This window comes from Rhizobium sp. KDH_Rht_773_N, assembly GCF_052946295.1.
In genome coordinates this window covers 1,810,266-1,832,105 of the sequence record NZ_CM129525.1, presented here as the reverse complement: position 1 = coordinate 1,832,105, position 21,840 = coordinate 1,810,266, and the positions used below count along the sequence as shown (strand labels likewise).

Annotated in this window: 24 protein-coding genes; 20 read left to right on the top strand and 4 right to left on the bottom strand. The window is 60.3% G+C overall.

The window, feature by feature from the left end; translation table 11 throughout:
• Nucleotides 1–366 precede the first annotated feature (366 nt).
• The 5 genes from ACU8HS_RS09270 to dnaQ are packed head-to-tail and all read left to right on the top strand — an operon-like array spanning nucleotide 367 to nucleotide 3,993.
• Nucleotides 367–1,188 (top strand): pyruvate, water dikinase regulatory protein, encoded by an 822-nt coding sequence (locus tag ACU8HS_RS09270; protein ID WP_112562568.1) that lies wholly within the window; start codon nucleotides 367–369, stop codon nucleotides 1,186–1,188.
• Between the two features lie 35 nt (nucleotides 1,189–1,223).
• Entirely contained in the window at nucleotides 1,224–1,823 is a 600-nt protein-coding gene (locus ACU8HS_RS09265) for a Maf-like protein (protein WP_447015797.1), read from the top strand.
• Nucleotides 1,816–2,673 carry a shikimate dehydrogenase gene (locus ACU8HS_RS09260; protein ID WP_447015796.1) on the top strand — a complete coding sequence of 286 codons (858 nt, stop codon included), beginning with the start codon at nucleotides 1,816–1,818 and terminating at the stop codon, nucleotides 2,671–2,673. Before ACU8HS_RS09265 ends, ACU8HS_RS09260 begins: the two co-directional genes overlap by 8 nt.
• A complete protein-coding gene (gene coaE / locus ACU8HS_RS09255; RefSeq protein ID WP_112755952.1) occupies nucleotides 2,673–3,284 on the top strand; it encodes a dephospho-CoA kinase in 612 nt (203 codons plus the stop codon). Before ACU8HS_RS09260 ends, coaE begins: the two co-directional genes overlap by 1 nt.
• On the top strand, nucleotides 3,277–3,993 hold the full coding sequence (dnaQ, locus tag ACU8HS_RS09250; RefSeq protein ID WP_112755950.1) for a DNA polymerase III subunit epsilon: 717 nt from the start codon (nucleotides 3,277–3,279) through the stop codon (nucleotides 3,991–3,993). The genes coaE and dnaQ overlap by 8 nt, the downstream gene beginning before the upstream one ends.
• 56 nt (nucleotides 3,994–4,049) lie before the next feature.
• On the opposite strand, the gene secB is transcribed toward dnaQ, so the two are convergent.
• Together secB and ACU8HS_RS09240 are read right to left on the bottom strand one after the other, a co-directional pair.
• Nucleotides 4,050–4,532: a protein-export chaperone SecB gene (gene secB, locus ACU8HS_RS09245; protein WP_112562578.1), complete on the bottom strand. Its 483-nt coding sequence runs from the start codon at nucleotides 4,530–4,532 to the stop codon at nucleotides 4,050–4,052.
• Nucleotides 4,533–4,630: 98 nt separating this feature from the next.
• Entirely contained in the window at nucleotides 4,631–5,146 is a 516-nt protein-coding gene (locus ACU8HS_RS09240) for an FxsA family protein (RefSeq protein WP_447015795.1), read from the bottom strand.
• A 126-nt stretch (nucleotides 5,147–5,272) separates the two neighbouring features.
• Here ACU8HS_RS09240 and ACU8HS_RS09235 point away from each other — a divergent pair, with 126 nt between their 5' ends.
• The 5 genes from ACU8HS_RS09235 to gyrB all read left to right on the top strand — a co-directional run bounded on the left by ACU8HS_RS09235 (nucleotide 5,273) and on the right by gyrB (nucleotide 10,597).
• On the top strand, nucleotides 5,273–5,977 hold the full coding sequence (locus ACU8HS_RS09235) for a Tim44/TimA family putative adaptor protein (protein ID WP_112702769.1): 705 nt from the start codon (nucleotides 5,273–5,275) through the stop codon (nucleotides 5,975–5,977).
• Nucleotides 5,970–7,085 (top strand): murein transglycosylase A, encoded by a 1,116-nt coding sequence (mltA, locus tag ACU8HS_RS09230; protein ID WP_447015892.1) that lies wholly within the window; start codon nucleotides 5,970–5,972, stop codon nucleotides 7,083–7,085. Before ACU8HS_RS09235 ends, mltA begins: the two co-directional genes overlap by 8 nt.
• Nucleotides 7,085–7,654, top strand: a complete 570-nt coding sequence (locus tag ACU8HS_RS09225; RefSeq protein WP_447015794.1) for a Smr/MutS family protein — start codon at nucleotides 7,085–7,087, stop codon at nucleotides 7,652–7,654. Before mltA ends, ACU8HS_RS09225 begins: the two co-directional genes overlap by 1 nt.
• On the top strand, nucleotides 7,651–8,028 hold the full coding sequence (locus ACU8HS_RS09220; protein WP_447015793.1) for a helix-turn-helix domain-containing protein: 378 nt from the start codon (nucleotides 7,651–7,653) through the stop codon (nucleotides 8,026–8,028). The genes ACU8HS_RS09225 and ACU8HS_RS09220 overlap by 4 nt, the downstream gene beginning before the upstream one ends.
• Nucleotides 8,029–8,161: 133 nt before the next feature.
• Nucleotides 8,162–10,597: a DNA topoisomerase (ATP-hydrolyzing) subunit B gene (gyrB, locus tag ACU8HS_RS09215; protein WP_112562590.1), complete on the top strand. Its 2,436-nt coding sequence runs from the start codon at nucleotides 8,162–8,164 to the stop codon at nucleotides 10,595–10,597.
• Nucleotides 10,598–10,659: 62 nt separating this feature from the next.
• Here gyrB and ACU8HS_RS09210 read toward each other — a convergent pair whose 3' ends face one another.
• On the bottom strand, nucleotides 10,660–11,256 hold the full coding sequence (locus ACU8HS_RS09210) for a nitroreductase family protein (protein ID WP_112755943.1): 597 nt from the start codon (nucleotides 11,254–11,256) through the stop codon (nucleotides 10,660–10,662).
• A 193-nt stretch (nucleotides 11,257–11,449) separates the two neighbouring features.
• On the opposite strand from ACU8HS_RS09210, the gene ACU8HS_RS09205 reads away from it, so the two are divergent.
• The 10 genes from ACU8HS_RS09205 (at nucleotide 11,450) to ACU8HS_RS09160 (ending at nucleotide 21,430) form a co-directional block, all read left to right on the top strand.
• Nucleotides 11,450–12,403, top strand: coding sequence for a glutathione S-transferase family protein (locus ACU8HS_RS09205; protein ID WP_112755941.1), 954 nt, complete (start codon nucleotides 11,450–11,452; stop codon nucleotides 12,401–12,403).
• A 140-nt stretch (nucleotides 12,404–12,543) separates the two neighbouring features.
• The gene (locus tag ACU8HS_RS09200; RefSeq protein ID WP_112562596.1) at nucleotides 12,544–13,386 is read left to right on the top strand and encodes a fumarylacetoacetate hydrolase family protein; all 843 of its coding nucleotides are present in this window, start codon (nucleotides 12,544–12,546) and stop codon (nucleotides 13,384–13,386) included.
• 207 nt (nucleotides 13,387–13,593) lie between these two features.
• Nucleotides 13,594–14,868 carry a polyhydroxyalkanoate depolymerase gene (locus tag ACU8HS_RS09195; protein ID WP_112562598.1) on the top strand — a complete coding sequence of 425 codons (1,275 nt, stop codon included), beginning with the start codon at nucleotides 13,594–13,596 and terminating at the stop codon, nucleotides 14,866–14,868.
• 144 nt (nucleotides 14,869–15,012) lie between these two features.
• The gene (locus tag ACU8HS_RS09190; protein WP_112562600.1) at nucleotides 15,013–15,447 is read left to right on the top strand and encodes a DUF2852 domain-containing protein; all 435 of its coding nucleotides are present in this window, start codon (nucleotides 15,013–15,015) and stop codon (nucleotides 15,445–15,447) included.
• 89 nt (nucleotides 15,448–15,536) lie between these two features.
• A complete protein-coding gene (locus ACU8HS_RS09185; protein ID WP_447015792.1) occupies nucleotides 15,537–16,295 on the top strand; it encodes a M48 family metallopeptidase in 759 nt (252 codons plus the stop codon).
• A 73-nt stretch (nucleotides 16,296–16,368) separates the two neighbouring features.
• Nucleotides 16,369–17,043, top strand: coding sequence for a phosphoribosylanthranilate isomerase (locus ACU8HS_RS09180; protein ID WP_112562604.1), 675 nt, complete (start codon nucleotides 16,369–16,371; stop codon nucleotides 17,041–17,043).
• Nucleotides 17,040–18,260, top strand: coding sequence for a tryptophan synthase subunit beta (gene trpB / locus ACU8HS_RS09175; RefSeq protein WP_112562606.1), 1,221 nt, complete (start codon nucleotides 17,040–17,042; stop codon nucleotides 18,258–18,260). The genes ACU8HS_RS09180 and trpB overlap by 4 nt, the downstream gene beginning before the upstream one ends.
• A 5-nt stretch (nucleotides 18,261–18,265) precedes the next feature.
• Nucleotides 18,266–19,105, top strand: a complete 840-nt coding sequence (gene trpA, locus ACU8HS_RS09170; protein WP_112562608.1) for a tryptophan synthase subunit alpha — start codon at nucleotides 18,266–18,268, stop codon at nucleotides 19,103–19,105.
• Nucleotides 19,106–19,144: 39 nt separating this feature from the next.
• A complete protein-coding gene (accD, locus tag ACU8HS_RS09165) occupies nucleotides 19,145–20,047 on the top strand; it encodes an acetyl-CoA carboxylase, carboxyltransferase subunit beta (RefSeq protein ID WP_112562610.1) in 903 nt (300 codons plus the stop codon).
• Between the two features lie 30 nt (nucleotides 20,048–20,077).
• Nucleotides 20,078–21,430: a bifunctional folylpolyglutamate synthase/dihydrofolate synthase gene (locus ACU8HS_RS09160; RefSeq protein WP_447015791.1), complete on the top strand. Its 1,353-nt coding sequence runs from the start codon at nucleotides 20,078–20,080 to the stop codon at nucleotides 21,428–21,430.
• Nucleotides 21,431–21,477: 47 nt separating this feature from the next.
• Here the strand turns inward: ACU8HS_RS09160 and trxA are convergent, their stop codons facing one another.
• Nucleotides 21,478–21,798, bottom strand: a complete 321-nt coding sequence (trxA, locus tag ACU8HS_RS09155; RefSeq protein WP_112755932.1) for a thioredoxin — start codon at nucleotides 21,796–21,798, stop codon at nucleotides 21,478–21,480.
• Nucleotides 21,799–21,840: the final 42 nt, after the last annotated feature.

The following is a 21,840-nucleotide window of genomic DNA, read 5'->3' as shown; positions in this document are numbered from 1 at the left end:
AAGGTTTCTATTTCTTAGAGTCGGTTTCTATCAAGGATTAAAATCCATCCACCGGCAGCGCGATTTGTCACGCACGCCGTCTCAACGGGAACAAAGATTCGTCTGTTCGAGCCAAAAATGATGAAAAATCCGAATCCGGAAGCGATTCCATGAACTTCCATGCACTCATGCTGACGCCCTTGCTGTGGATAAGCTGTGCACGATGATAGGAAGCACGATCACGGTCCCCATCATCCACAGCCCTCTCGGAGACGACCTTCGAAAGTTCGAGATGTGGATAAGGTGGCATGTTTTCCCTTGCCTCGATCCCGGCGCGGCCATTAGCTCTTCGCTGTCCAGTCTTTTCAACAGGCAGCGGAAAATAGCGTGGAGAACAGAACGAACTTCTTTCATCTGCATCTGATTTCTGACTCAACGGGGGAGACCCTGATCTCCGCCGGTCGCGCCGCTTCGGCCCAATTCAAATCGGCCCAACCGATCGAACACGTCTATCCGCTGATCCGAAACCGCAAGCAGCTGATGCCGGTCCTCCAGGCGATCGACGCTGAACCCGGCATCGTTCTCTACACGATCGTCGATCCCGAGCTTGCCAGCATCATCGACGAACGCTGCGCCGAAATGGGCGTCGCCTCGGTCAATGTTCTGGAACCGGTTATCGGTGCGTTCCAGATCTATCTTGGCGCCCCCTCCAGACGACGAGTTGGCGCTCAGCATGTGATGAATGCTGGCTACTTCGCCCGTATCGAGGCGCTGAACTTCACCATGGATCATGACGACGGCCAGATGCCGGAGGATTATAATGAGGCTGACGTGGTAATCGTCGGCATCAGCCGCACCTCGAAGACGCCGACCAGCATCTATCTCGCAAACCGAGGCATCAAGACCGCGAATATCCCGATCGTCTATGGCGTGCCTCTGCCTGAAACGTTGGCAACGGCAACCAGACCGCTGATTGTCTGCCTTATTGCCACCACGGACCGGATTTCTCAGGTCCGTGAAAATCGCCTGCTCGGGACGACGCCCGGCTTCGACCGCGAACACTATACCGACCGTGCCGCAATTTCGGAGGAGCTGAAATATGCCCGCTCTCTCTGCGCCCGCCATAACTGGCCGATGATCGACGTCACCCGGCGTTCGATCGAGGAAACGGCCGCGGCAATCGTTGCCCTGCGCCCGAAGCTGCGTTAAGCGCTGAACAACTGAATCGCTCCCGAGGACATCGGATGACACCAAAGCTCGTTCTCGCATCGTCAAGCCCGTTCCGCCGGACGCTGATGGAGAATGCCGGCCTGGCTTTCGAAGCCCATCCCGCCCACATTGATGAACGCGCAATTGAGGCTCCCTTGGAAAAATCGGGTGCAACGCCCGATCAGGTGGCTCTCGTTCTTGCCGAGGCCAAGGCAGATGAGGTCAGCCGCCGATTCCCTGGCGCGCTCGTCATCGGTTCGGACCAGACGATGTCGCTCGGCTCCCAGGTCTTTCACAAGCCGAAGGATATGGCCGATGCCGCCGATCACCTGCACATGCTTGAAGGCAGGACGCACCGCTTGAACAGCGCAATCGCCATTGTCAGGAACGGTGAAGTCCTGTGGCGGCATGTCGCACATGCGCAACTGTCGATGCGCCCGCTGACCGATGATTTTATCGCGCGTCACCTGAAGCGCGTCGGATCGAAGGCTCTGGCGAGCGTCGGCGCCTACCAGCTTGAGGGAGAGGGCATTCAACTGTTCGACAAGATCGATGGCGACTATTTCACGATCCTCGGTCTGCCGATGCTGCCTCTCCTTGCCAAACTCCGGGAACTGGATGCGATCGATGGATGATTCACGTGAAACACACGGGCCGAGGGCGTTTGTCACGGGCTTTCCTGTCAGGCATTCGCGCTCGCCGCTGATCCACGGCTATTGGCTGGAGACGCTGGATCTGCCCGGCAGCTACCGGGCACATGAGGTTGCTCCGGAAGACTTTGCAGATTTCATCAGCTCGCTAAGAAACGGCAGCGCCGGTTTCGTCGGCGGTAATGTCACGATCCCGCATAAGGAAATGGCGTTCAAACTCGCCGACAGACCGGACGAGCTTTCGCAGGAACTCGGCGCATCGAATACGCTGTGGCTGGAGGACGGGAAACTTTTCGCCACCAATACGGACGGCCGCGGTTTCACCGCCAATCTCGATGAACGCCATCCCGGATGGGATCGCCACGACCGGGCTGTCATCTTTGGCGCCGGTGGCGCAAGTCGCGCCGTCATCCAGGCGGTCCGCGATCGCGGCCTCAAGGAAATCCACGTCGTCAACCGCACAGTCGAGCGCGCGCGTGAACTGGCCGACCGCTTTGGCCCGAAGGTTCATGCCCATCCGACCGCCGCACTCGCCGAAGTAATGGCCGGGGCCGGACTGTTCATCAACACGACCTCCCTCGGCATGGACGGAGAGGCCGCACCCGCCATCGATTTCTCACCGCTGCTTTCGGATGCGGTGGTCACTGATATCGTCTACGTGCCATTGAAAACACCGATCCTCGCCCAGGCGGAAGAACAGGGTTTTGCCATCGTCGACGGCCTCGGCATGCTACTGCATCAGGCGGTCCCCGGTTTTGAGAAATGGTTCGGCAAGCGGCCTGCCGTCGATGAAAGGCTGCGCACGCTGATCATTGCGGACATGGAAAAACACTGATGCTGAAGATCGGTCTCACCGGCTCCATCGGCATGGGCAAGTCGACGACGGCGAAGCTCTTTGCCGAAGCCGGTGTCGCGGTCAACGATTCGGATGCTGTCGTGCATGACCTCTATGCCGGCGAGGCGGCACCTCTGGTCGATGCAGCTTTCCCGGGCACGATGAAGAACGGCGCCATAGACCGTCAGGAGCTTGGCCGGCAGCTCGCCCGCGACCCAACCGGCTTCAAGCGGCTTGAACAGATCGTTCATCCCCTGGTGCGCAAACGGGAGAGTGAATTCCTGGCCCGGCAGAAAGAGGCGGGCGCGGATATGGTTGTGCTCGATATCCCCCTGCTGTTCGAAACCGGGGCCGAACAAAGGGTGGATGTCATAGTCGTCGTCAGTGCCGATCCACAGGTTCAGCGGCAAAGGGTGCTTGCGCGCCCGAACATGACGGAAGAAAAATTCAATATGATTCTCTCCCGCCAGACGCCGGACACGGAAAAACGTCGTCGGGCCGACTATATCGTGGACAGCGGCCACAGCATCGAGGCGGCGAGAAAACAGGTGGCAGACATCATCGCCGACCTGAAGAGGCGGATAACGAAGGAAGACGTCCCGCATGCGTGAGATCATTTTCGATACGGAAACCACCGGCCTCGACAACCGCACGGATCGCATCATCGAAATCGGCGGCATCGAGCTGTTCAATCATTTCCCGACCGGAAGGACGCTCCACCTTTTTATCAATCCGGGCGATCAGAAAGTTCATCCGGATGCGCTCGCCGTTCACGGTATCACCGATGAGTTCCTGAAGGACAAACCGCCCTTTGCCGATCTCGTCGAAGAGATCCTCGAATTTTTCGGTGACGGCAAATGGATCGCCCATAACGCCACTTTCGATATGGGCTTTGTGAATGCCGAGCTTGCCAGGCTCGGTCTGCCGCCGATCCTGCCGGATCGCGTCGTCGACACGCTCTCACTTGCCCGCCGCAAACATCCGATGGGTCCGAACTCGCTCGATGCTCTTTGCCGCCGCTATGGCATCGACAATTCTCACCGCACCAAACACGGCGCTCTGCTCGATTCCGAACTGCTCGCCGAAGTCTATATCGAGATGATCGGCGGTCGCCAGGCAGCACTCGGGCTCGGCGTTTCCGGGTCCGCGAGCCAGAACAAGGCCGATGCCGAGGTGGAAGAAATCGTGGTCGCCGCCATTATGGAGAGACCGCGGCCGCTGGCGCCGCGTTTGAGCGAAGCGGAAGCCGAGGCCCATCACGCTCTGATCGCCAAGCTTGGCCAGAAAGCGGTCTGGTCGAAATACGATCGGCTCGACTGAAAATGAAAATGCCCGGACAAGCCGGGCATCTGAACCTGGGGGCCTGTGAAACCGGCTTAGTTCGGAACGGCCTGAACCTTGGAACGAGCCTGCTCTTCGGCAACGCGCTGCGCGAACATCTGTGCGAAATCGATCGGGTCGATCATCAGCGGCGGGAAGCCGCCATTGCGTGTGACATCGGCAATGATCTGGCGGGCAAACGGGAAGAGCATGCGCGGGCACTCGATGAAGAGAACCGGCAGCATGTGCTCCTGCGGGAAGCCGGCCACACGGAAGACGCCGCCATAGACGAGCTCGGTATGGAAGACCGTCTTGTCTCCATCCTTGGCTTCGGCGATCAGCGAAAGCACGACATCGAAATCCGTATCGGACAGCGGATTGGCGTTGACGTTCACATTGATGTTGATCGCCGGTGCCTTGTCGCGGGCCTGAAGCGAGCGCGGCGCGCCCGGGTTTTCGAAGGAAAGATCCTTGACGTACTGGGCAAGGATCGAAAGGGTCGGGCTCGCTGCGCCGTTGCTGCTGTTATCGTCTGCCATGGGCTTTTCCTCGAGGGGCATTGAATGGTGCCGCCATCTAACATTTCGGGGATAGGCTTACAACCCTGGGCGTCCGGCGCGGTTAATGCGATGCCGTGTCAGTCTTCGATCTGTTTGCCGGACCAGGGCGACTTTCCGTTCGGCTGACGATGATAGTCCTCTTCATCGAGATCGACCACCTTTGAATCGTCCGGCTTGCCTGTCCGGCTGCGAAAATCCGAACGGGAGGAAGCCGAGAAGCCCCCACCGGTGCCGACGACGACGAAACGCCTTGCGATCGACCGCCAGAGCAGGCTGCGAACCTGCGGGATCAGAAGCAGGATCGCCAGTATATCCGAGAGAAAGCCGGGAATGATGAAGAGCAGCGAAGCGATGACCGTCATCGCCGGATTGAGCAGTTCCCGTCCGGGCATGGTACCGCTGCGCCCTTCGGCAGACATGCGGCGCAGGATGCCGATACCTTGCCGGCGCAGCAGGAAGCAGCCGACGACAAAGCCCAGCACGACAAGCGCCAGCGTCGCGGCAAGCCCGATTGCGCGGCCGACAATGACGAAGCCGGCAATTTCGGCAAGCGGCAGAAGCAGCACGAAAACCGGCAGCATGGAAAAACGCATCTCTCTATCCCGAGCAGCTCGGGCTCCTCTTGGCACCGGTGAAGATACCAGCCATGATTTGAATCATTCGTATAGCCGGACTATATGGGGGTAGAAATCAGGGATGTTAACAGCGAACGGCGGGATATGAGTTCAAACGACTTCATCACACTATTTTTCCTGGTGGCGGCGGTGCTGATTTTCTTTCAGCTTCGATCCGTTCTTGGACGTCGCACGGGAAATGAGAAGCCGCCGCGTGATCTCTATACGCCACGGGATGCCGTGCAGAACGACACCGCCGATGCCGGCAAGGTCGTAACCCTGCCGCGACGCGACGCGAACGGGGAAGAGGAAGACCGCTTCTCCGCCATTGACGCGCTGGCGCCGGCCGGCACGCCGCTGAACGAGTCCCTGCGCGCGCTCAACAGGGCCGACGCTTCCTTCGACCCGAAGGAATTCCTGAACGGCGCCCGCATGGCTTACGAGATGATCGTCATGGCCTTTGCCGACGGCGATCGCAAGACGCTGAAGAACCTTCTCTCCCGGGAAGTCTATGACGGTTTCGACGCGGCGATCACCGAACGCGAAAACAAGGGCGAGAAGATGAAGTCCACTTTCGTGGGCATAGACAAGGCCGAGATCACTCATGCCGAAACCAAAGGCAGCGAGGCACAGATCACCGTGCGCATCATCAGCCAGCTGATCTCTGCTACCTACGACAAGAGCGACGCGCTGATTGACGGCGACGCCGAGAATGTCGCCGAAGTCAACGATCTCTGGACTTTCGCTCGCGATACGCGCTCGCGCGACCCCAACTGGAAACTCGTCGCGACCGAATCGGAACATGAGTGACGCAGCCGGCTTCGCCCTTCAGGCAGTCAGTTTCGACGCGTTGGAAGGCTGGGGGGATGACGATCCCTCCGGCCTTTTTGAAGTCATGGCCAACTGCCGCCGGCACATCACTGAAATCAAACCTTACCGTACCGGTTCGCTGGGGTTGAGTTCGGCCGATCTCCTTCCATTGCTGGAGCAGGCAGCGAGCTTTCGCCCGGCTTCGGGGAGGCGGGCGCGCGCCTTTTTTGAGAAGCACTGCCGGCCGTTCCGGATTGTCCCGGCCGATGGCGCCGGCGGTTTTGTCACTGCCTTCTACGAACCTGAGATCGAAGTTTCGGAAAGACGGGATGAGACCTTCCGCTTTCCGGTCTACCGGCGCCCGGACGATCTCGTCGACCTTGACGATCAAACTCGTCCGCCGGATCTTGACGGCTCCTACATGTTCGGGCGTTTGCGTGACGGCCTGGTCGACGCCTATCCGGATCGTCGCGACATCGATCAGGGCTATCTTGACGGCCGTGGCCTGGAGATTGCCTGGGCGAAGTCGAAAGTCGATCTTTTCTTCGTCCATGTGCAGGGCGCTGCCCGTTTACGCTACCCGGATGGCAGGATCGGGCGCATCACCTACGCGGCAAAAGCCGGCCATCCCTTTTCGGCAATCGGGAAGTTGCTGATCGACCGTGGCGACATCGATCGTACCAACATCTCCATGCAGTCGATCCGCGCCTGGCTTGCCGCTCATCCGGACCGGGTCGACGAAGTCCTCTGGCATAACCGATCCTATATATTTTTCCGGGAAGCACCGGTGGACGATCCAGATTCCGGGCCGATCGCCGCTGCAGAGGTGCCGTTGCTCGCAGGCCGTTCGCTCGCCGTCGACCGCCTGATCCATACTTTCGGCTTTCCCTTCTTCATCCGCTCCGAGACCCTGACCCATCTCGATGGCGGCATGCCTTTCCGGCGGCTGATGCTGGCGCTCGACACGGGCTCCGCCATTGTCGGTCCCGCGCGCGGCGACATTTTCACCGGTTCGGGCGATGCGGCGGGCGAACTGGCAGGAACGGTGCGCAACATTGCCGATTTCGTAATTCTCATCCCCAATGCCGCGGCAGCAAGGTTCCTGTGATGGCGAAGGACCGCAAGCTCAGCGCAGACGAAAGGATCCTCTGGGGGAGGGTGGCCCGCAGTACGAGGCCCATGCCCGGCAAGGCGGACGAATTGACTGCGCTCGACGCTTTCCTGGCGCAGGCCGAAGCGCAAGCCGATCAGGAAAAGGCGGAAATGCAGAAGACGGCTCATCCGCTTCCGCAGCAGCAAGCCGCGCAGCCGCCCGCAAGACAGCCCTCGGGCATCCACCATCCGCTGGAGCGGCCCGTCAAGCGCAAGATCGCCAAGGGCAAACTGGCACTGGAAGCGCGCATCGATCTTCACGGCATGGTCCAGAGCGAAGCCCATTCCTTCCTGCTCGATTTCCTCATCCGCGCGCATGAGCGCGGCATGCGCCACGTCCTCGTCATTACCGGCAAGGGCAGTTCGATGGGCAGCGAGGGCGCCTTGAAACGGGCCGTGCCGCTCTGGTTTTCCAAGCCGGAATTTCGCTTTCTGATTTCGTCCTACGAGCCGGCGGCCCAGCATCACGGTGGCGAGGGCGCGCTCTACATCCGCCTTGCCCGGCGCAGCGGGGAAAAGCCGTGACCCCGTTTGCAGAAGCGGTCCGCAAGCTGCGCGCCCGCAAGGGCGTGACCCAGAAGCAGATGGCTGCTGCCCTCAATGTTTCTCCCGCCTACCTCTCTGCGCTCGAGCACGGAAAGCGCGGCGTGCCGAGCTTCGATCTGCTGCAGCGCATCGCCGGCTACTTCAACATCATCTGGGACGAGGCCGAAGAACTCTTCCTCGTTGCCGGCTCTTCCGATCCGCGCGTGGTGATCGATACGGCGGGCCTCCCGCCCGAATATACCGAATTTGCCAATCGTCTGGCCAAGCAAATCCGCAGTCTTGACAGCGGCGATATCGCCCGGTTATCCGCGCTTCTTGAAAATGGCGGCAAAGGGGACGGAAAAGCGTCATAATCCCCTGATTTATGCCTTGTTTTAGGGTCTTGCCATTGGGAAGTCGCTGCAAAAAACCTATATTCGACATTGAAAAGGCCGGTGATTCGTAAGGCGCGCCGTTGCTGACTACAACAGGGAAAATCTCGACAGAATGACCGATGCACCCGCGACGGAAAACGGCGTAAACACCGAATATGGCGCAGACTCCATCAAGGTCCTGAAGGGCCTCGATGCCGTGCGCAAGCGCCCCGGCATGTATATCGGCGATACCGACGACGGTTCGGGCCTTCATCACATGGTCTACGAGGTCGTCGATAACGCGATCGACGAAGCGCTGGCCGGCCACGCCGACATCGTCACCGTCACGCTCAATCCCGACGGCTCCGTAACCGTGACCGACAACGGCCGCGGCATCCCGACCGATATCCATAGCGGCGAAGGCGTGTCGGCAGCCGAAGTCATCATGACCCAGCTCCATGCCGGCGGTAAGTTCGACCAGAATTCCTACAAGGTTTCCGGCGGCCTGCACGGGGTCGGCGTTTCCGTCGTCAACGCGCTCTCGGTCTGGCTGAAACTGAAGATCCGCCGCCAGGGCAAGGTGCATGAGATGAGCTTCACCCATGGTGTTGCGGATGCGCCCCTGAAGGTAACGGGCGAAGCCGGCACCGAAACCGGTACGGAAGTCAGCTTCATGCCGAGTTCCGAAACCTTTACCATGACGGAGTTCGACTACGGCACGCTGGAGCACCGCCTGCGCGAACTTGCTTTCCTCAATTCGGGCGTTCGTATTCTGCTGACGGATAAGCGCCACTCCGATATCAAACAGGAAGAGATGGTCTATGACGGCGGCCTCGAAGCCTTCGTCTCCTATCTCGATCGGGCCAAGAAGCCGCTCGTCGAAAAACCCGTTGCGATCCGTGGCGAGAAGGACGGCATCACCGTCGAAGTGGCCATGTGGTGGAACGACAGTTACCACGAAAACGTGCTCTGCTTTACCAACAACATCCCCCAGCGCGACGGCGGCACCCATATGGCCGGCTTCCGCGCCGCCCTGACGCGCCAGATCACCTCCTATGCTGATACATCCGGCATCACCAAGAAGGAAAAGGTGACGCTGACGGGGGACGACTGCCGCGAAGGCCTGACAGCCGTGCTCTCGGTCAAGGTGCCGGATCCGAAGTTCTCCTCGCAGACCAAGGACAAGCTGGTTTCCTCGGAAGTGCGCCCGGTCGTCGAAAGCCTGGTCAACGAAGCGCTCAGCACCTGGCTCGAAGAACATCCCGGCGAAGCCAAGGTTCTCGTCGGCAAGGTCGTGGAAGCCGCCGCGGCCCGCGAAGCGGCCCGCAAGGCCCGCGAACTGACGCGCCGCAAGGGCGCGCTCGATATCGCTTCGCTGCCTGGCAAGCTTGCCGACTGCTCCGAGCGCGATCCGGCAAAATCCGAAGTCTTCCTGGTCGAGGGCGACTCGGCAGGCGGTTCGGCAAAGCAGGGGCGCTCGCGTGAAAACCAGGCGATCCTGCCCTTGCGCGGCAAGATCCTGAACGTCGAGCGCGCCCGCTTCGACAAGATGCTGTCGAGCCAGGAAATCGGCACGCTGATCACCGCGCTCGGCACCGGCATCGGCAAGGACGAGTTCAACGCCGAAAAGCTGCGCTATCACAAGATCATCATCATGACGGACGCCGACGTCGACGGCGCCCATATCCGCACGCTGCTGCTCACCTTCTTCTTCCGCCAGATGCCGGAACTGATCGAGCGCGGCCATCTCTATATCGCCCAGCCGCCGCTCTATAAGGTTTCGCGCGGCAAGTCGGTGCAATACGTCAAGAACGAAAAGGCGCTGGAAGACTATCTGATCGGCCAGGGTCTGGAAGATGCGGCTCTGAAGCTTGCGAGCGGCGAAGTCCGTGTCGGGCAGGATCTGAATGAAGTCATTCACGATGCCCTGCGATTGCGAGCGCTGCTCGACAACCTGCATTCCCGCTACAATCGCGCGGTCGTCGAACAGGCGGCGATTGCCGGCGCGCTCAACGCCGAACTTGTCAGCGACGCGACCCGTGCCCAGGAACTGGCGAGCGAAGTCGCCAAGCGTCTCGATATCATCGCCGAGGAAACCGAGCGCGGTTGGCAGGGCAGTCTTACCAGCGAAGGCGGCATTCGTCTGGAGCGCATGGTTCGCGGGGTCAAGGAAGTCATCGTGCTCGATATGGCGCTGATCGGCTCGCAGGACGCCCGCCTGATCGACCAGCTGACGCCCCGCCTGAAGGAAATCTATCAGACACCGCCGACGCTCAGCCGACGCGATGGCGATGCCGAGATTTCCGGCCCGCGTGCCCTGCTCGATGCAATTTTTGCCAGCGGCCGCAAGGGCTTGACCATGCAGCGCTACAAGGGTCTCGGCGAAATGAACGCCGAACAGCTTTGGGAAACGACGCTCGACCCGAACGTCCGCTCGCTGCTGCAGGTCAAGGTCAGCGATGCGACCGATGCCGACGGCCTCTTTGCCCGCCTGATGGGTGACGAAGTCGAGCCGCGGCGCGAATTCATCCAGGATAACGCCCTGAGCGTTGCAAACCTCGATATCTGATCGATATCCCGGACACGACAAGGCCCCGCAGCCGTCAGGCTTGCGGGGCTTTTTACGCATGGTCAATCCTTGCCAACGAAATGGCCGTTGAAGACGACGTCCGAAAGCGGCTTGCGCTGGCTCGGGAATTCACGCTCCCGGTTGCGTTCGGAAAGCGTGTTCTTGTCGGCAATGCGGCCGACGGCAATACCGGCCTCGACACGATAGCCGTCGGGCACGTTGAGCTTTTCCTTGATTTCATCATGCTTGATGCCGCCCATGCCATGGGCATAGAAGCCGGAGATGCGCGCCTGGATGGCGAGATGGCCCCAGGCCGTGCCGGCATCGAAAGAGTGCGTGTAGCTCGCCCGTCCTTCTTCGCGGGCTCCGTTGAAGCTGCGCGAAACGACGAAGATCAGCGCCGAGGCGTTCTTTGCCCATTCCTGGTTGGATTCGTTGAGAAGGCTCACGAATTCGTCCCAATGCCCGGAACCCTTCAAGGCGTAGAGGAACCGCCACGGCTGCATGTTTGCCGAGGACGGTGCCCAGTGTGCGGCATCGAGCAGCGTAAGCAGCTGGGCTTCTTCGATAATCTCGCCGGTGAAGGCGCGCGGCGACCAGCGGTCGAGGAACATCGGATCGATCGGGTATTCGGATTCGCGGCTATTGCTTTTCGTCATGCTGGCTTCCGGAGGTTGGCTATGGATGGGGGTTCCATTGCGAGGGTCACTTAAGTGATATTTCCGCGCTCGCCAGTATGGCAAGCGCAGTTTGGTCGCAGCCGGTGCACAATCTGTTTCCAGAAACAGGCCTTACGCGCGCGCCAGACTCCCGGTAGAGCAGGGCCGGATCCGACCGATCAGGAGATACAGCGTGCTGGTGAATGGGAAATGGGCCGAGGACTGGCAGCCGGTCCAGGCGAAGGATGAGAAGGGTGGTTTCGTCCGCCAGATATCAAGCTTTCGAAACTGGGTGACGCCCGATGGCAGCGCGGGTCCGAGCGGTGAGGGCGGTTTTGCCGCGGAGCCCGGACGCTATCATCTCTATGTCGCCTATATCTGTCCCTGGGCGTCACGCACGCTGATCGGCCGCAAGCTCAAAGGTCTCGAAGAGGTCATCTCGGTTTCGATTGTGGAACCGGCGCTGAGCAAACAGGGATGGCGTTTCGGCGATTATCCCGGCGCGACCGCCGATGAGGTGAACGGCGCCACCTACATGCACGAGATCTACACAAGGGCGGACCCGCAGTTCACCGGGCGGGCAACGGTCCCCGTCCTGTGGGACAGGAAGCGTGCGACGATCGTCAACAACGAATCCTCCGATATCCTGCGTATGCTGAACAGCGGCTTTGGCGATCTCGCCGGCAGCGAGGTCGATCTCTATCCGGCCGCTCACAGGGGTGACATCGATGCCTTCAATGAACGCATCTACCCCTCGCTTAACAACGGTGTCTATCGCACCGGGTTTGCGACGACGCAGATTGCCTACGAAGAGGCCTTTGCGGAGGTCTTTTCATGCCTCGACTGGATCGAGCCGCTGCTTGAAGGGCGCAAATTCCTGTTTGACGACCATCCGACGGAAGCCGATATCCGCCTGTTTGTTACGCTGGTGCGTTTCGACGTCGCCTATCACGGCCTGTTCAAATGCAATCTGCGGCGCCTGTCCGACTATGCCAATCTCAAGGCATTCTGCCGTCGGATGCTGGATTGGCCCGGCATCGCCGAGACTGTGAATTTCGATCACATCAAGCGCGGCTACTATTCGATCGAGAGCCTCAACCCGACGCGGATCGTCCCGGTCGGCCCGCAGCTGGCCGAGATTTTCTGAAACTGCGTGAAGTCGTTCACGATTCCGAAAAAAGCGGAAATTCCGGGTCGCGGCGTACCGCTTCGGCGGAAAGGCATAATGACACCGATGAATAATTCGTTCATAGGTGGCGCACCCGCTTTCCATTGAGGAGGATATTCATGAAGCTGATGCGCGTTGGAGACGCGGGCCGGGAAAAGCCGGCCCTGCTCGATGCCGATGGCAAGATCCGCGATCTTTCCGCCCATGTCGCCGATATCGGCGGCGAGGCGATCACGCCTGCAGGTCTGGCAAAGATCGCTGCCCTCGATCCGAAGAGCCTGCCGGAACTGGCGCCCGGCCGTATCGGCGCCTGCGTTGCCGGCACCGGCAAATTCATCTGCATCGGCCTCAACTATTCCGACCACGCGGCTGAGACCGGTGCGACCGTACCGCCCGAGCCGGTCATCTTCATGAAGGCAACCTCGGCAATCGTCGGTCCGAACGACAATGTTCAGATCCCGCGCGGCTCCGAAAAGACCGACTGGGAAGTCGAACTCGGCGTCGTCATCGGCAAGACCGCCAAATATGTGACCGAGGCTGAAGCGCTGGACTACGTTGCCGGCTACTGCGTTTCCAACGACGTTTCCGAGCGTGCCTTCCAGACGGAGCGTGCCGGCCAGTGGACCAAGGGCAAGTCCTGCGACACGTTCGGCCCGATCGGCCCCTGGCTGGTCACGAAGGACGAGGTCGCCGATCCGCAGAACCTTGGCATGTGGCTCAAGGTCAACGGCCAGACGATGCAGAACGGCTCCACCAAAACCATGGTCTATGGCGTTGCCTTCGTTGTTTCCTACCTCAGCCAGTTCATGTCCCTGCAGCCGGGTGACGTCATCTCGACCGGCACGCCTCCGGGCGTCGGCATGGGCATGAAGCCGCCGCGCTATCTGAAGGACGGCGATGTGGTCGAGCTCGGCATTGAAGGCCTCGGTACCCAGAAGCAGCTCTTCGTAGCGGACCGTTAACGGCTTTTCTTGCCGAGAAGCTTAAACTTTGTGCGCCAAGATGATGCCGGAGATCAATTTTCCGGCATTATTCTTTCAGGCTGTAATGTTATGTTGCTGTGCAACAAAAACCTGTTAGCCTACGTTGATGTGCCAGCGTTAACGGAAAGAGTCCGGCGCCTTTCAATTGGCGTCGTCTTTGCCGGATAGAGAAAGGTGGCGCCCTCCATGTTTTACCAGCTTTATGAATTGAACCATGCAGCCCTGGCTCCTTTCCGCGCTGCAGCCGATATTATGCGTTTTGCCTATGCCAATCCGCTGAACCCCTTCTCGCAGACCCCTATGGGACGCACCATTTCGGCCAGCCTCGAAATGTTCGAGCGCACCACGCGCCGTTACGGTAAGCCGGAATTCGGGCTCAAGGAAACCGTCGTCGACGGCAAGAAGGTCGCGGTTCGCGAGGAAGTGGTCTGGGCGCGCTCCTTCTGCAGCCTGCTGCACTTCTCCCGCGATGTTCCGGACGGCCATAGCGGCGACCCGCGCATCCTCATCGTGGCGCCCATGTCCGGCCACTATGCGACCCTGCTGCGCGGCACCGTCGAGGCATTGCTGCCGAGCGCCGATATCTACATTACCGACTGGATGGATGCACGCATGGTACCGATGACGGAGGGGACTTTCGACCTTTCCGACTACATCGACTACGTCATCGAGATGCTGCACTTCCTCGGTCATGACACACATGTCGTGGCCGTCTGTCAGCCCTCGGTCCCGGTTCTGGCCGCTGCCGCCATCATGGAAGAGGCCCGGGATCCGCTTGCGCCGTCGTCCATGACGTTGATGGGCGGTCCGATCGATACGCGCATCAATCCGACGGCCGTCAACAAGCTCGCCAAGGAACGGCCGCTCGAATGGTTTGCTGATAACGTCATCATGAACGTGCCCTGGCCGCAGCCGGGCTTCATGCGCCCTGTCTACCCGGGCTTCCTGCAGCTTTCCGGCTTCATGTCGATGAATCTCGACCGGCACCTGATCGCTCACAAGGAGTTTTTCATGCATCTGGTGAAAAATGACGGCGAGCCGGAAAAGCACCGCGATTTCTACGACGAATATCTCGCCGTCATGGACCTGACCGCGGAATTCTATCTCCAGACCGTCGAGCAGGTCTTCATGAAACACGCGCTCCCGAAAGGCGAATTGATGCATCGCGGCAAGCGCGTCGACCCTTCCGCGATCCGCAAGGTTGCATTGCTGACGGTCGAAGGCGAAAACGACGACATTTCAGGTGTCGGCCAGACGCAGGCCGCGCAGACCGTCTGCGTGAATATTCCCGACGAGATGCGCATGCACTATCTGCAGCCGGATGTCGGCCACTACGGCGTCTTCAACGGCTCGCGCTTCCGCAGGGAGATCGCGCCGCGTATCGTCTCCTTCACGCGCCAGCATTCCCGCGCCAAGAAGCCGCCGGTCCAGCGCGTCATCAAGGGCGGTAAATCGGCGTGAGTTAGAGAATGCTGATTTAATGCTATCGATTCAAGGCCTTGTCCGATTTAACCTGAAATCGTCTTGAAGGCCGGTTCAGCGGTAACCATCTGGTTTTTCAGCACTCGGCATCGTGTCGGGTGCTGAACGCGAGGATACCGCACGATGAACCAGTCAGCATTGCTTCGCCCGGATTGGACTCCGGCTACCGTTGCCTTGATGATCCTCGGCTTCATGGTTTTCTGGCCTCTGGGGCTGGCCATGCTTGCCTATATCATCTTCGGCGAGCGGCTGCGTGGCTTCAAGCGTGACGTCAACCAGGCAACGGATGGCTTCTTTGCAGGCTGCCGTCGTTCGCATGGCCGTCACCGCTCGCATTTCTCGACGGGCAACGTCGCCTTCGACGATTGGCGCAAGGCCGAGCTCGATCGCATCGAGGAAGAGCGCCGCAAGCTCGATGAAATGCGGGAAGAATTCGATTCCTACCTGCGCGAGCTTCGTCGCGCCAAGGATCAGGAAGAATTCGACCGCTTCATGCGCGAACGCAAGAACGGCAGACGCGACGACAATGGTCCGGTCGCCGAGTACCAGACGCCGTAAACGCGATCACAGAAAATCTACGGCCGGCATCGCTTCCGATGCCGGTTTTTCTTTGCCCGGATTCGCGTCGAATCGTATAGAAAACTCCTATGTTTCCGCTTCCGAAGATCCGCCGCACGACGAAGAAACCGTCGCCGCCCGAAAAGCGGACGCTGGATGTTGCCGGTCGTCCGATGCCCTTGACGATCAAGCAGCATGACCGGGCAACGCGGATCACGCTGCGTATCGAGCCCGGCGGACGCGCTTTGAAAATGACGGTGCCGAAAGGACTTGCCGCCCGCGAGGTCAATGCCTTCCTCGATCGGCATCAGGGCTGGCTTTTGACCAAGCTTGCGAAATTCTCGACCGATACCGGCCTGCGTGACGGCGGAGAGATCCTCTTTCGCGGCGTCAGGCATCGCATCGAGCACACCGGCAGCCTGCGCGGGCTGACCGAGGCCGTCGTTGTGGACGGCAAACCGGTGCTTCGCGTCAGCGGCATGCCGGAACATATCGGCCGGCGCATCGCCACCTTCCTGAAGAAAGAGGCGCGCGCCGACCTTGAGAGGCTGTCGCGCCTGCATGCGGGCTCCATCAAGGCGCCGATCCGCTCCATTTCGATGAAGGATACCCGCAGCCGCTGGGGCTCCTGCTCCTCGGAGGGGAACCTGAGCTTCTCCTGGCGCATCGTCATGGCGCCGCCTTCGGTGATCGATTATCTCGCCGCCCATGAAGTGGCGCATCTGAAGGAAATGAACCACGGTCCGCACTTCTGGGCGCTCTGCAAGAGGCTCTGCCCGCATATGGAAGAGGCGAAGTCGTGGCTGAAGCGCCATGGCAGCCAATTGCACGCCATAGACTTCGACTGAGCGTTCGGCGTTAAATGCGGCCAGTATTGCAAATTGGCTCGACTCTTTTCCCGTTTCGTGTCACTTCGCTGCCATGAGACCGGATATCAAGATCTGTGGTTTGAAGACGCCTGAAACTGTCGAGCGCGCATTGAAGCGCGGAGCGACGCATATCGGCTTCAATTTTTTCCAGAAAAGCCCGCGTTACGTCGAGCCCGATATTGCCGGCAAGCTGGCCGAGCCGGCGCGCGGCAAGGCGAAGATCGTGGCCGTCGTGGTCGACCCGAGCAATGACGACCTCGATGAAATCGTCGCGCTCTTGCGCCCCGACATGCTGCAGCTGCACGGCAGCGAGAGCCCGGAGCGCGTGCTGACCATCAAGGCGATGTACGGCATCCCGGTCATCAAGGCATTGTCGGTGCGCACGGCCGACGACCTGAAACGGGTCGAAGCCTATATCGGTATTGCCGATCGCTTTCTTTTCGATGCCAAGCCGCCGAAAGGATCCGAACTGCCGGGCGGCAACGGCGTTTCCTTTGATTGGGGCCTGCTGACCTGGCTTGACGGCAATGTGGACTACATGTTGTCAGGCGGGCTCAACAAGGCCAATGTCGGGCAGGCGCTGGCGATGACCAAGGCGCCGGGCGTCGATACCGCCTCCGGCGTCGAGAGTGCGCCGGGCGTGAAGAGCCTGGACATGATCGATGAGTTTTTCGATGCGGTTGAACAGGCATGTATGCCTGAAACGACCACAGGGAGTGTAAATTGAACGAGACGCCTAAACCGAATTCCTTCCGCGCCGGCCCGGACGAAGACGGCCGCTTCGGCATTTACGGGGGCCGCTTCGTGGCCGAAACCCTGATGCCTCTGATCCTCGACCTGCAGGATGAGTGGAACAAGGCGAAGAACGATCCGGAATTCCAGGCGGAACTCAAGCATCTCGGCGCCCACTATATCGGCCGCCCGAGCCCGCTCTATTACGCCGAGCGCCTGACCCAGCATCTTGGCGGCGCCAAGATCTATTTCAAGCGCGAAGAGCTGAACCATACCGGCTCGCACAAGATCAACAATTGCATCGGCCAGATCCTGCTTGCCAAGCGCATGGGCAAGACCCGCATCATCGCCGAAACCGGTGCCGGGCAGCATGGCGTGGCTTCCGCCACCGTCGCTGCGCGCTTCGGCCTGCCCTGCGTCGTTTACATGGGCGCCACCGATGTCGAACGCCAGGCGCCGAACGTTTTCCGCATGAAGCTGCTGGGTGCCGAGGTGAAACCCGTTACGGCCGGCAGCGGCACGCTGAAGGATGCCATGAACGAGGCGCTGCGTGACTGGGTCACCAATGTCGAGAGCACCTACTACCTGATCGGTACGGCCGCCGGCCCGCATCCCTATCCGGAAATGGTCCGCGACTTCCAGGCCGTCATCGGCACGGAGGCCAGAGAGCAGATCCTTGAAGCCGAAGGCCGTCTGCCGGATCTCGTCATCGCTGCCGTCGGCGGCGGTTCGAATGCGATCGGCATCTTCCATCCCTTCCTCGATGACAAGGACGTCAAGATCGTCGGCGTCGAAGCCGGCGGCAAGGGCCTGCAGGGCGATGAACATTGCGCCTCGATCACGGCCGGCTCGCCGGGCGTGCTGCATGGCAACCGCACCTACCTGCTGCAGGACGATGACGGGCAGATCAAGGAAGGCCATTCGATTTCGGCCGGCCTCGACTATCCCGGCATCGGCCCCGAACATTCGTGGCTGAACGATATCGGCCGCGCCGAATATGTCCCGATCATGGATCATGAGGCGCTCGAAGCCTTCCAGACGCTGACGCGCCTCGAAGGCATCATCCCGGCGCTCGAGCCTTCGCATGCGCTTGCCGAAGTCATCAAGCGCGCGCCCAAGATGGGCAAGGACGAGATCATCCTGATGAACCTCTCCGGCCGCGGCGACAAGGATATCTTCACCGTCGGCAAGATCCTGGGAATGGGTGAGTAAAGAAAATGACCGCACGTATGGATAAACGCTTCGCCGATCTGAAGGCGGAAGGCCGCCCGGCGCTCGTAACCTATTTCATGGGCGGCGACCCGGACTACGAAACTTCGCTCGGCATCATGAAGGCGCTGCCGGAGGCAGGCTCCGACGTCATCGAGCTCGGCATGCCCTTTTCCGATCCGATGGCCGACGGCCCGGCGATTCAGCTCGCCGGCCAGCGCGCGCTCAAGGGCGGCCAGACGCTGAAAAAGACGCTGCAGCTTGCTGCCGACTTCCGCAAGACCAACGATACGACGCCGATCGTCATGATGGGCTATTACAACCCGATCTACATTTACGGTGTCGAGAAATTTCTCGACGACGCGCTGGCCTCCGGCATCGACGGACTGATCATCGTCGACCTGCCGCCGGAAATGGATGACGAACTCTGCATCCCGGCGCTGAAGAAGGGCATCAATTTCATCCGTCTGGCCACGCCGACGACGGATGAAAAGCGCCTGCCGGCGGTTCTGAAGAACACGTCGGGCTTCGTCTACTATGTCTCGATGAACGGCATCACCGGCTCGGCGCTGCCCGATCCGTCGCTGATTTCGGGTGCGGTCAAGCGCATCAAGGATCATACCGATCTGCCCGTCTGCGTCGGTTTCGGCGTCAAGACGGCGGAACATGCAAAGGTCATCGGCGGCTCGGCCGATGGCGTGGTTGTGGGCACGGCAATCGTCAATCAGGTGGCAACCAGCCTGACGGCAGATGGAAAGGCGACAGCCGATACGGTTCAGGCCGTTGCGACGCTGGTTCGCGGTCTTTCCACAGGAACGCGTTCGGCGCGCCTTGTTGCTGCCGAATAGTTTCCCCACATTGGCACTAGTCAATCAGGAGTATTCGAGTTGAACTGGATCACTAACTACGTTCGCCCGCGGATCAATTCCATGCTGGGCCGTCGCGAAGTGCCGGAGAACCTCTGGATCAAGTGCCCGGAAACGGGCGAGATGGTCTTTCACAAGGACCTTGAGAGCAACAAGTGGGTCATTCCCGCCTCCGGCTATCACATGAAGATGCCGGCCAAGGCGCGCCTTGCCGACCTCTTTGACAATGGCGAATACGAATCCCTGCCGCAGCCGAAGGTCGCGCAGGATCCGCTGAAGTTCCGCGATTCCAAGAAATATATCGACCGTCTGCGCGACAGCCGCCTCAAGACCGAGCAGGAAGATACGATCCTTGCCGGCCTCGGCAATGTGCAGGGCCTGAAGCTCGTCGCCGTCGTCCATGAATTCAATTTCATCGGCGGCTCGCTCGGCATGGCCGCCGGCGAGGCGATCGTCAAAGCCTTCGAGCGCGCGATTGCGGAAAAGTGCCCGCTCGTCATGTTCCCGGCTTCCGGCGGCGCCCGCATGCAGGAAGGCATCATGTCGCTGATGCAGCTTCCGCGCACCACCGTTGCAGTCGATATGCTCAAGGAAGCAGGCCAGCCCTATATCGTCGTGCTCACCAACCCGACCACCGGCGGTGTTACGGCGTCCTATGCCATGCTGGGTGATATCCATCTGGCCGAACCGGGCGCCGAAATCGGCTTCGCCGGCAAGCGCGTCATCGAGCAGACGCTGCGCGAAAAGCTTCCCGAAGGCTTCCAGACATCGGAATACCTGCTGGAACACGGCGTGGTCGATATGGTGGTCAAACGTCACGATATTCCCGAGACGCTGGCGCGCCTCCTGAAGATCCTGACCAAGAAGCCGGCTACGGCCGCAAACGATGCCAATGGGGTCATTGCTCTGGCGGCGAGCGCCTGAGCGGCGGACCTCACAAGATAGGGCGGGCCGATGACGGACAGAGGCCAGATCGCGGTGAGTGAGGCGGCGCAGGAGATCGAAAAGCTCATGGGATTGCATCCCAAGGGCTACGATCTGTCACTCGACCGCATCAAGCGCCTTCTGCAAGCGCTCGGCAACCCCGAGCGCAACCTTCCTCCCGTCATTCATATCGCCGGCACCAACGGCAAAGGCTCGACATCGGCCTTCTGCCGGGCGCTGCTGGAAGCAGGAGGTTACAGTGCCCACGTCCACACGTCTCCGCACCTCGTAAACTGGCATGAACGCTACCGTCTGGGCGTGTCCGGCGGACGGGGGCGCCTGGTTGACGATGCCGTTTTCGCAGACGCCCTCCGGCGTGTCGCCACGGCCAACAACGGCGAGAAGATTACCGTCTTCGAAATCCTGACGGCCGTCACCTTCATTCTTTTTTCCGAACACCCGGCCGACGCGGCAATCATCGAGGTCGGTCTCGGTGGTCGCTTCGACGCGACGAACGTCATCGAGGACCCCGCCGTTTCGGTCATCATGCCGATTTCGCTCGACCATCAGCCCTATCTCGGCGATCGGGTGGAGCTGATCGCGTCGGAAAAGGCCGGCATCATGAAGGGTGGCCATTCCGTCGTCATCGGTCACCAGGAATATGATGCGGCCCTCGACGTGCTGATGTCGACCGCCGAGCGGCTGCATTGCCCGAGCGCCGTTTTCGGTCAGGATTTCATCGCCCATGAGGAATATGGCCGGCTGATCTATCAGGATGAATTCGGCCTGGCGGATCTGCCCTTGCCGCGCCTTCCCGGCCGCCACCAATATGCCAATGCCGCCGCCGCCATTCGCGCCGTCAAGGCTGCGGGTTTCACCGTCACCGAGCCGATGATGGAGAAGGCGATGGAAACGGTGGAATGGCCGGGCCGTCTGCAGAAGCTCACGAAAGGCAGGCTCCTGAACCACGCGCCGGCCCGGTCGGAAATCTGGGTCGATGGCGGCCACAATCCGGGTGCCGGCGAAGTGATTGCCGAAGCCATGGCGAATTTCGAGGAGCGCCAGTCCCGGCCGCTGTTCCTGATATCCGGTATGATCAACACCAAGGACCCGGTCGGCTATTTCAAGGCCTTCGCGGACCTTGCGGAGAAGATCTATTGCGTGCCGATCCTCGGCAGCGAGGCGGCAATCGATCCGGTGATCCTGGCTCATGCCGCCTACGATGCCGGTCTCGTGGCCGAACCGATGTCGTCAGTCGTCGAGGCCCTGGACGCGATCGCTTCCACCGTCGATCCGGAGGCGCCGCCGCCACGTATCCTTATCGGCGGTTCACTTTATCTCGTCGGCGACGTGCTGGCGGAAAACGGCACGCCCCCCAAATGAAAAAGCCCGGCGAGTACCGGGCTTTTCGTATTGGACTGTCGATATCCTCAGGATGCGCTGGAAATCCAGTTGGAAAGCGCCGTCTTCGGCTTTGCGCCGACAGAGATGTCGGCAACTTCACCGCCCTTGAAGATCGCAAGCGTCGGAATCGAGCGAACGCCGAACTGGGCTGCCAGTTCCGGGTTTTCGTCGATATTGAGCTTGGCAACCTTGACCTTGCCAGCCATTTCCGTCGCGATTTCTTCGAGGCTCGGAGCAATCATTTTGCACGGACCGCACCACTCGGCCCAGAAATCGACGACGACGGGTTCTGCGGATTCCAGAACTTCCGACTGGAAATTGTTGATATCGACCTTAACGGTAGCCATAGGCTGCTCCTTTACCGGAATTTGCTGTTGGACAAGATGTGA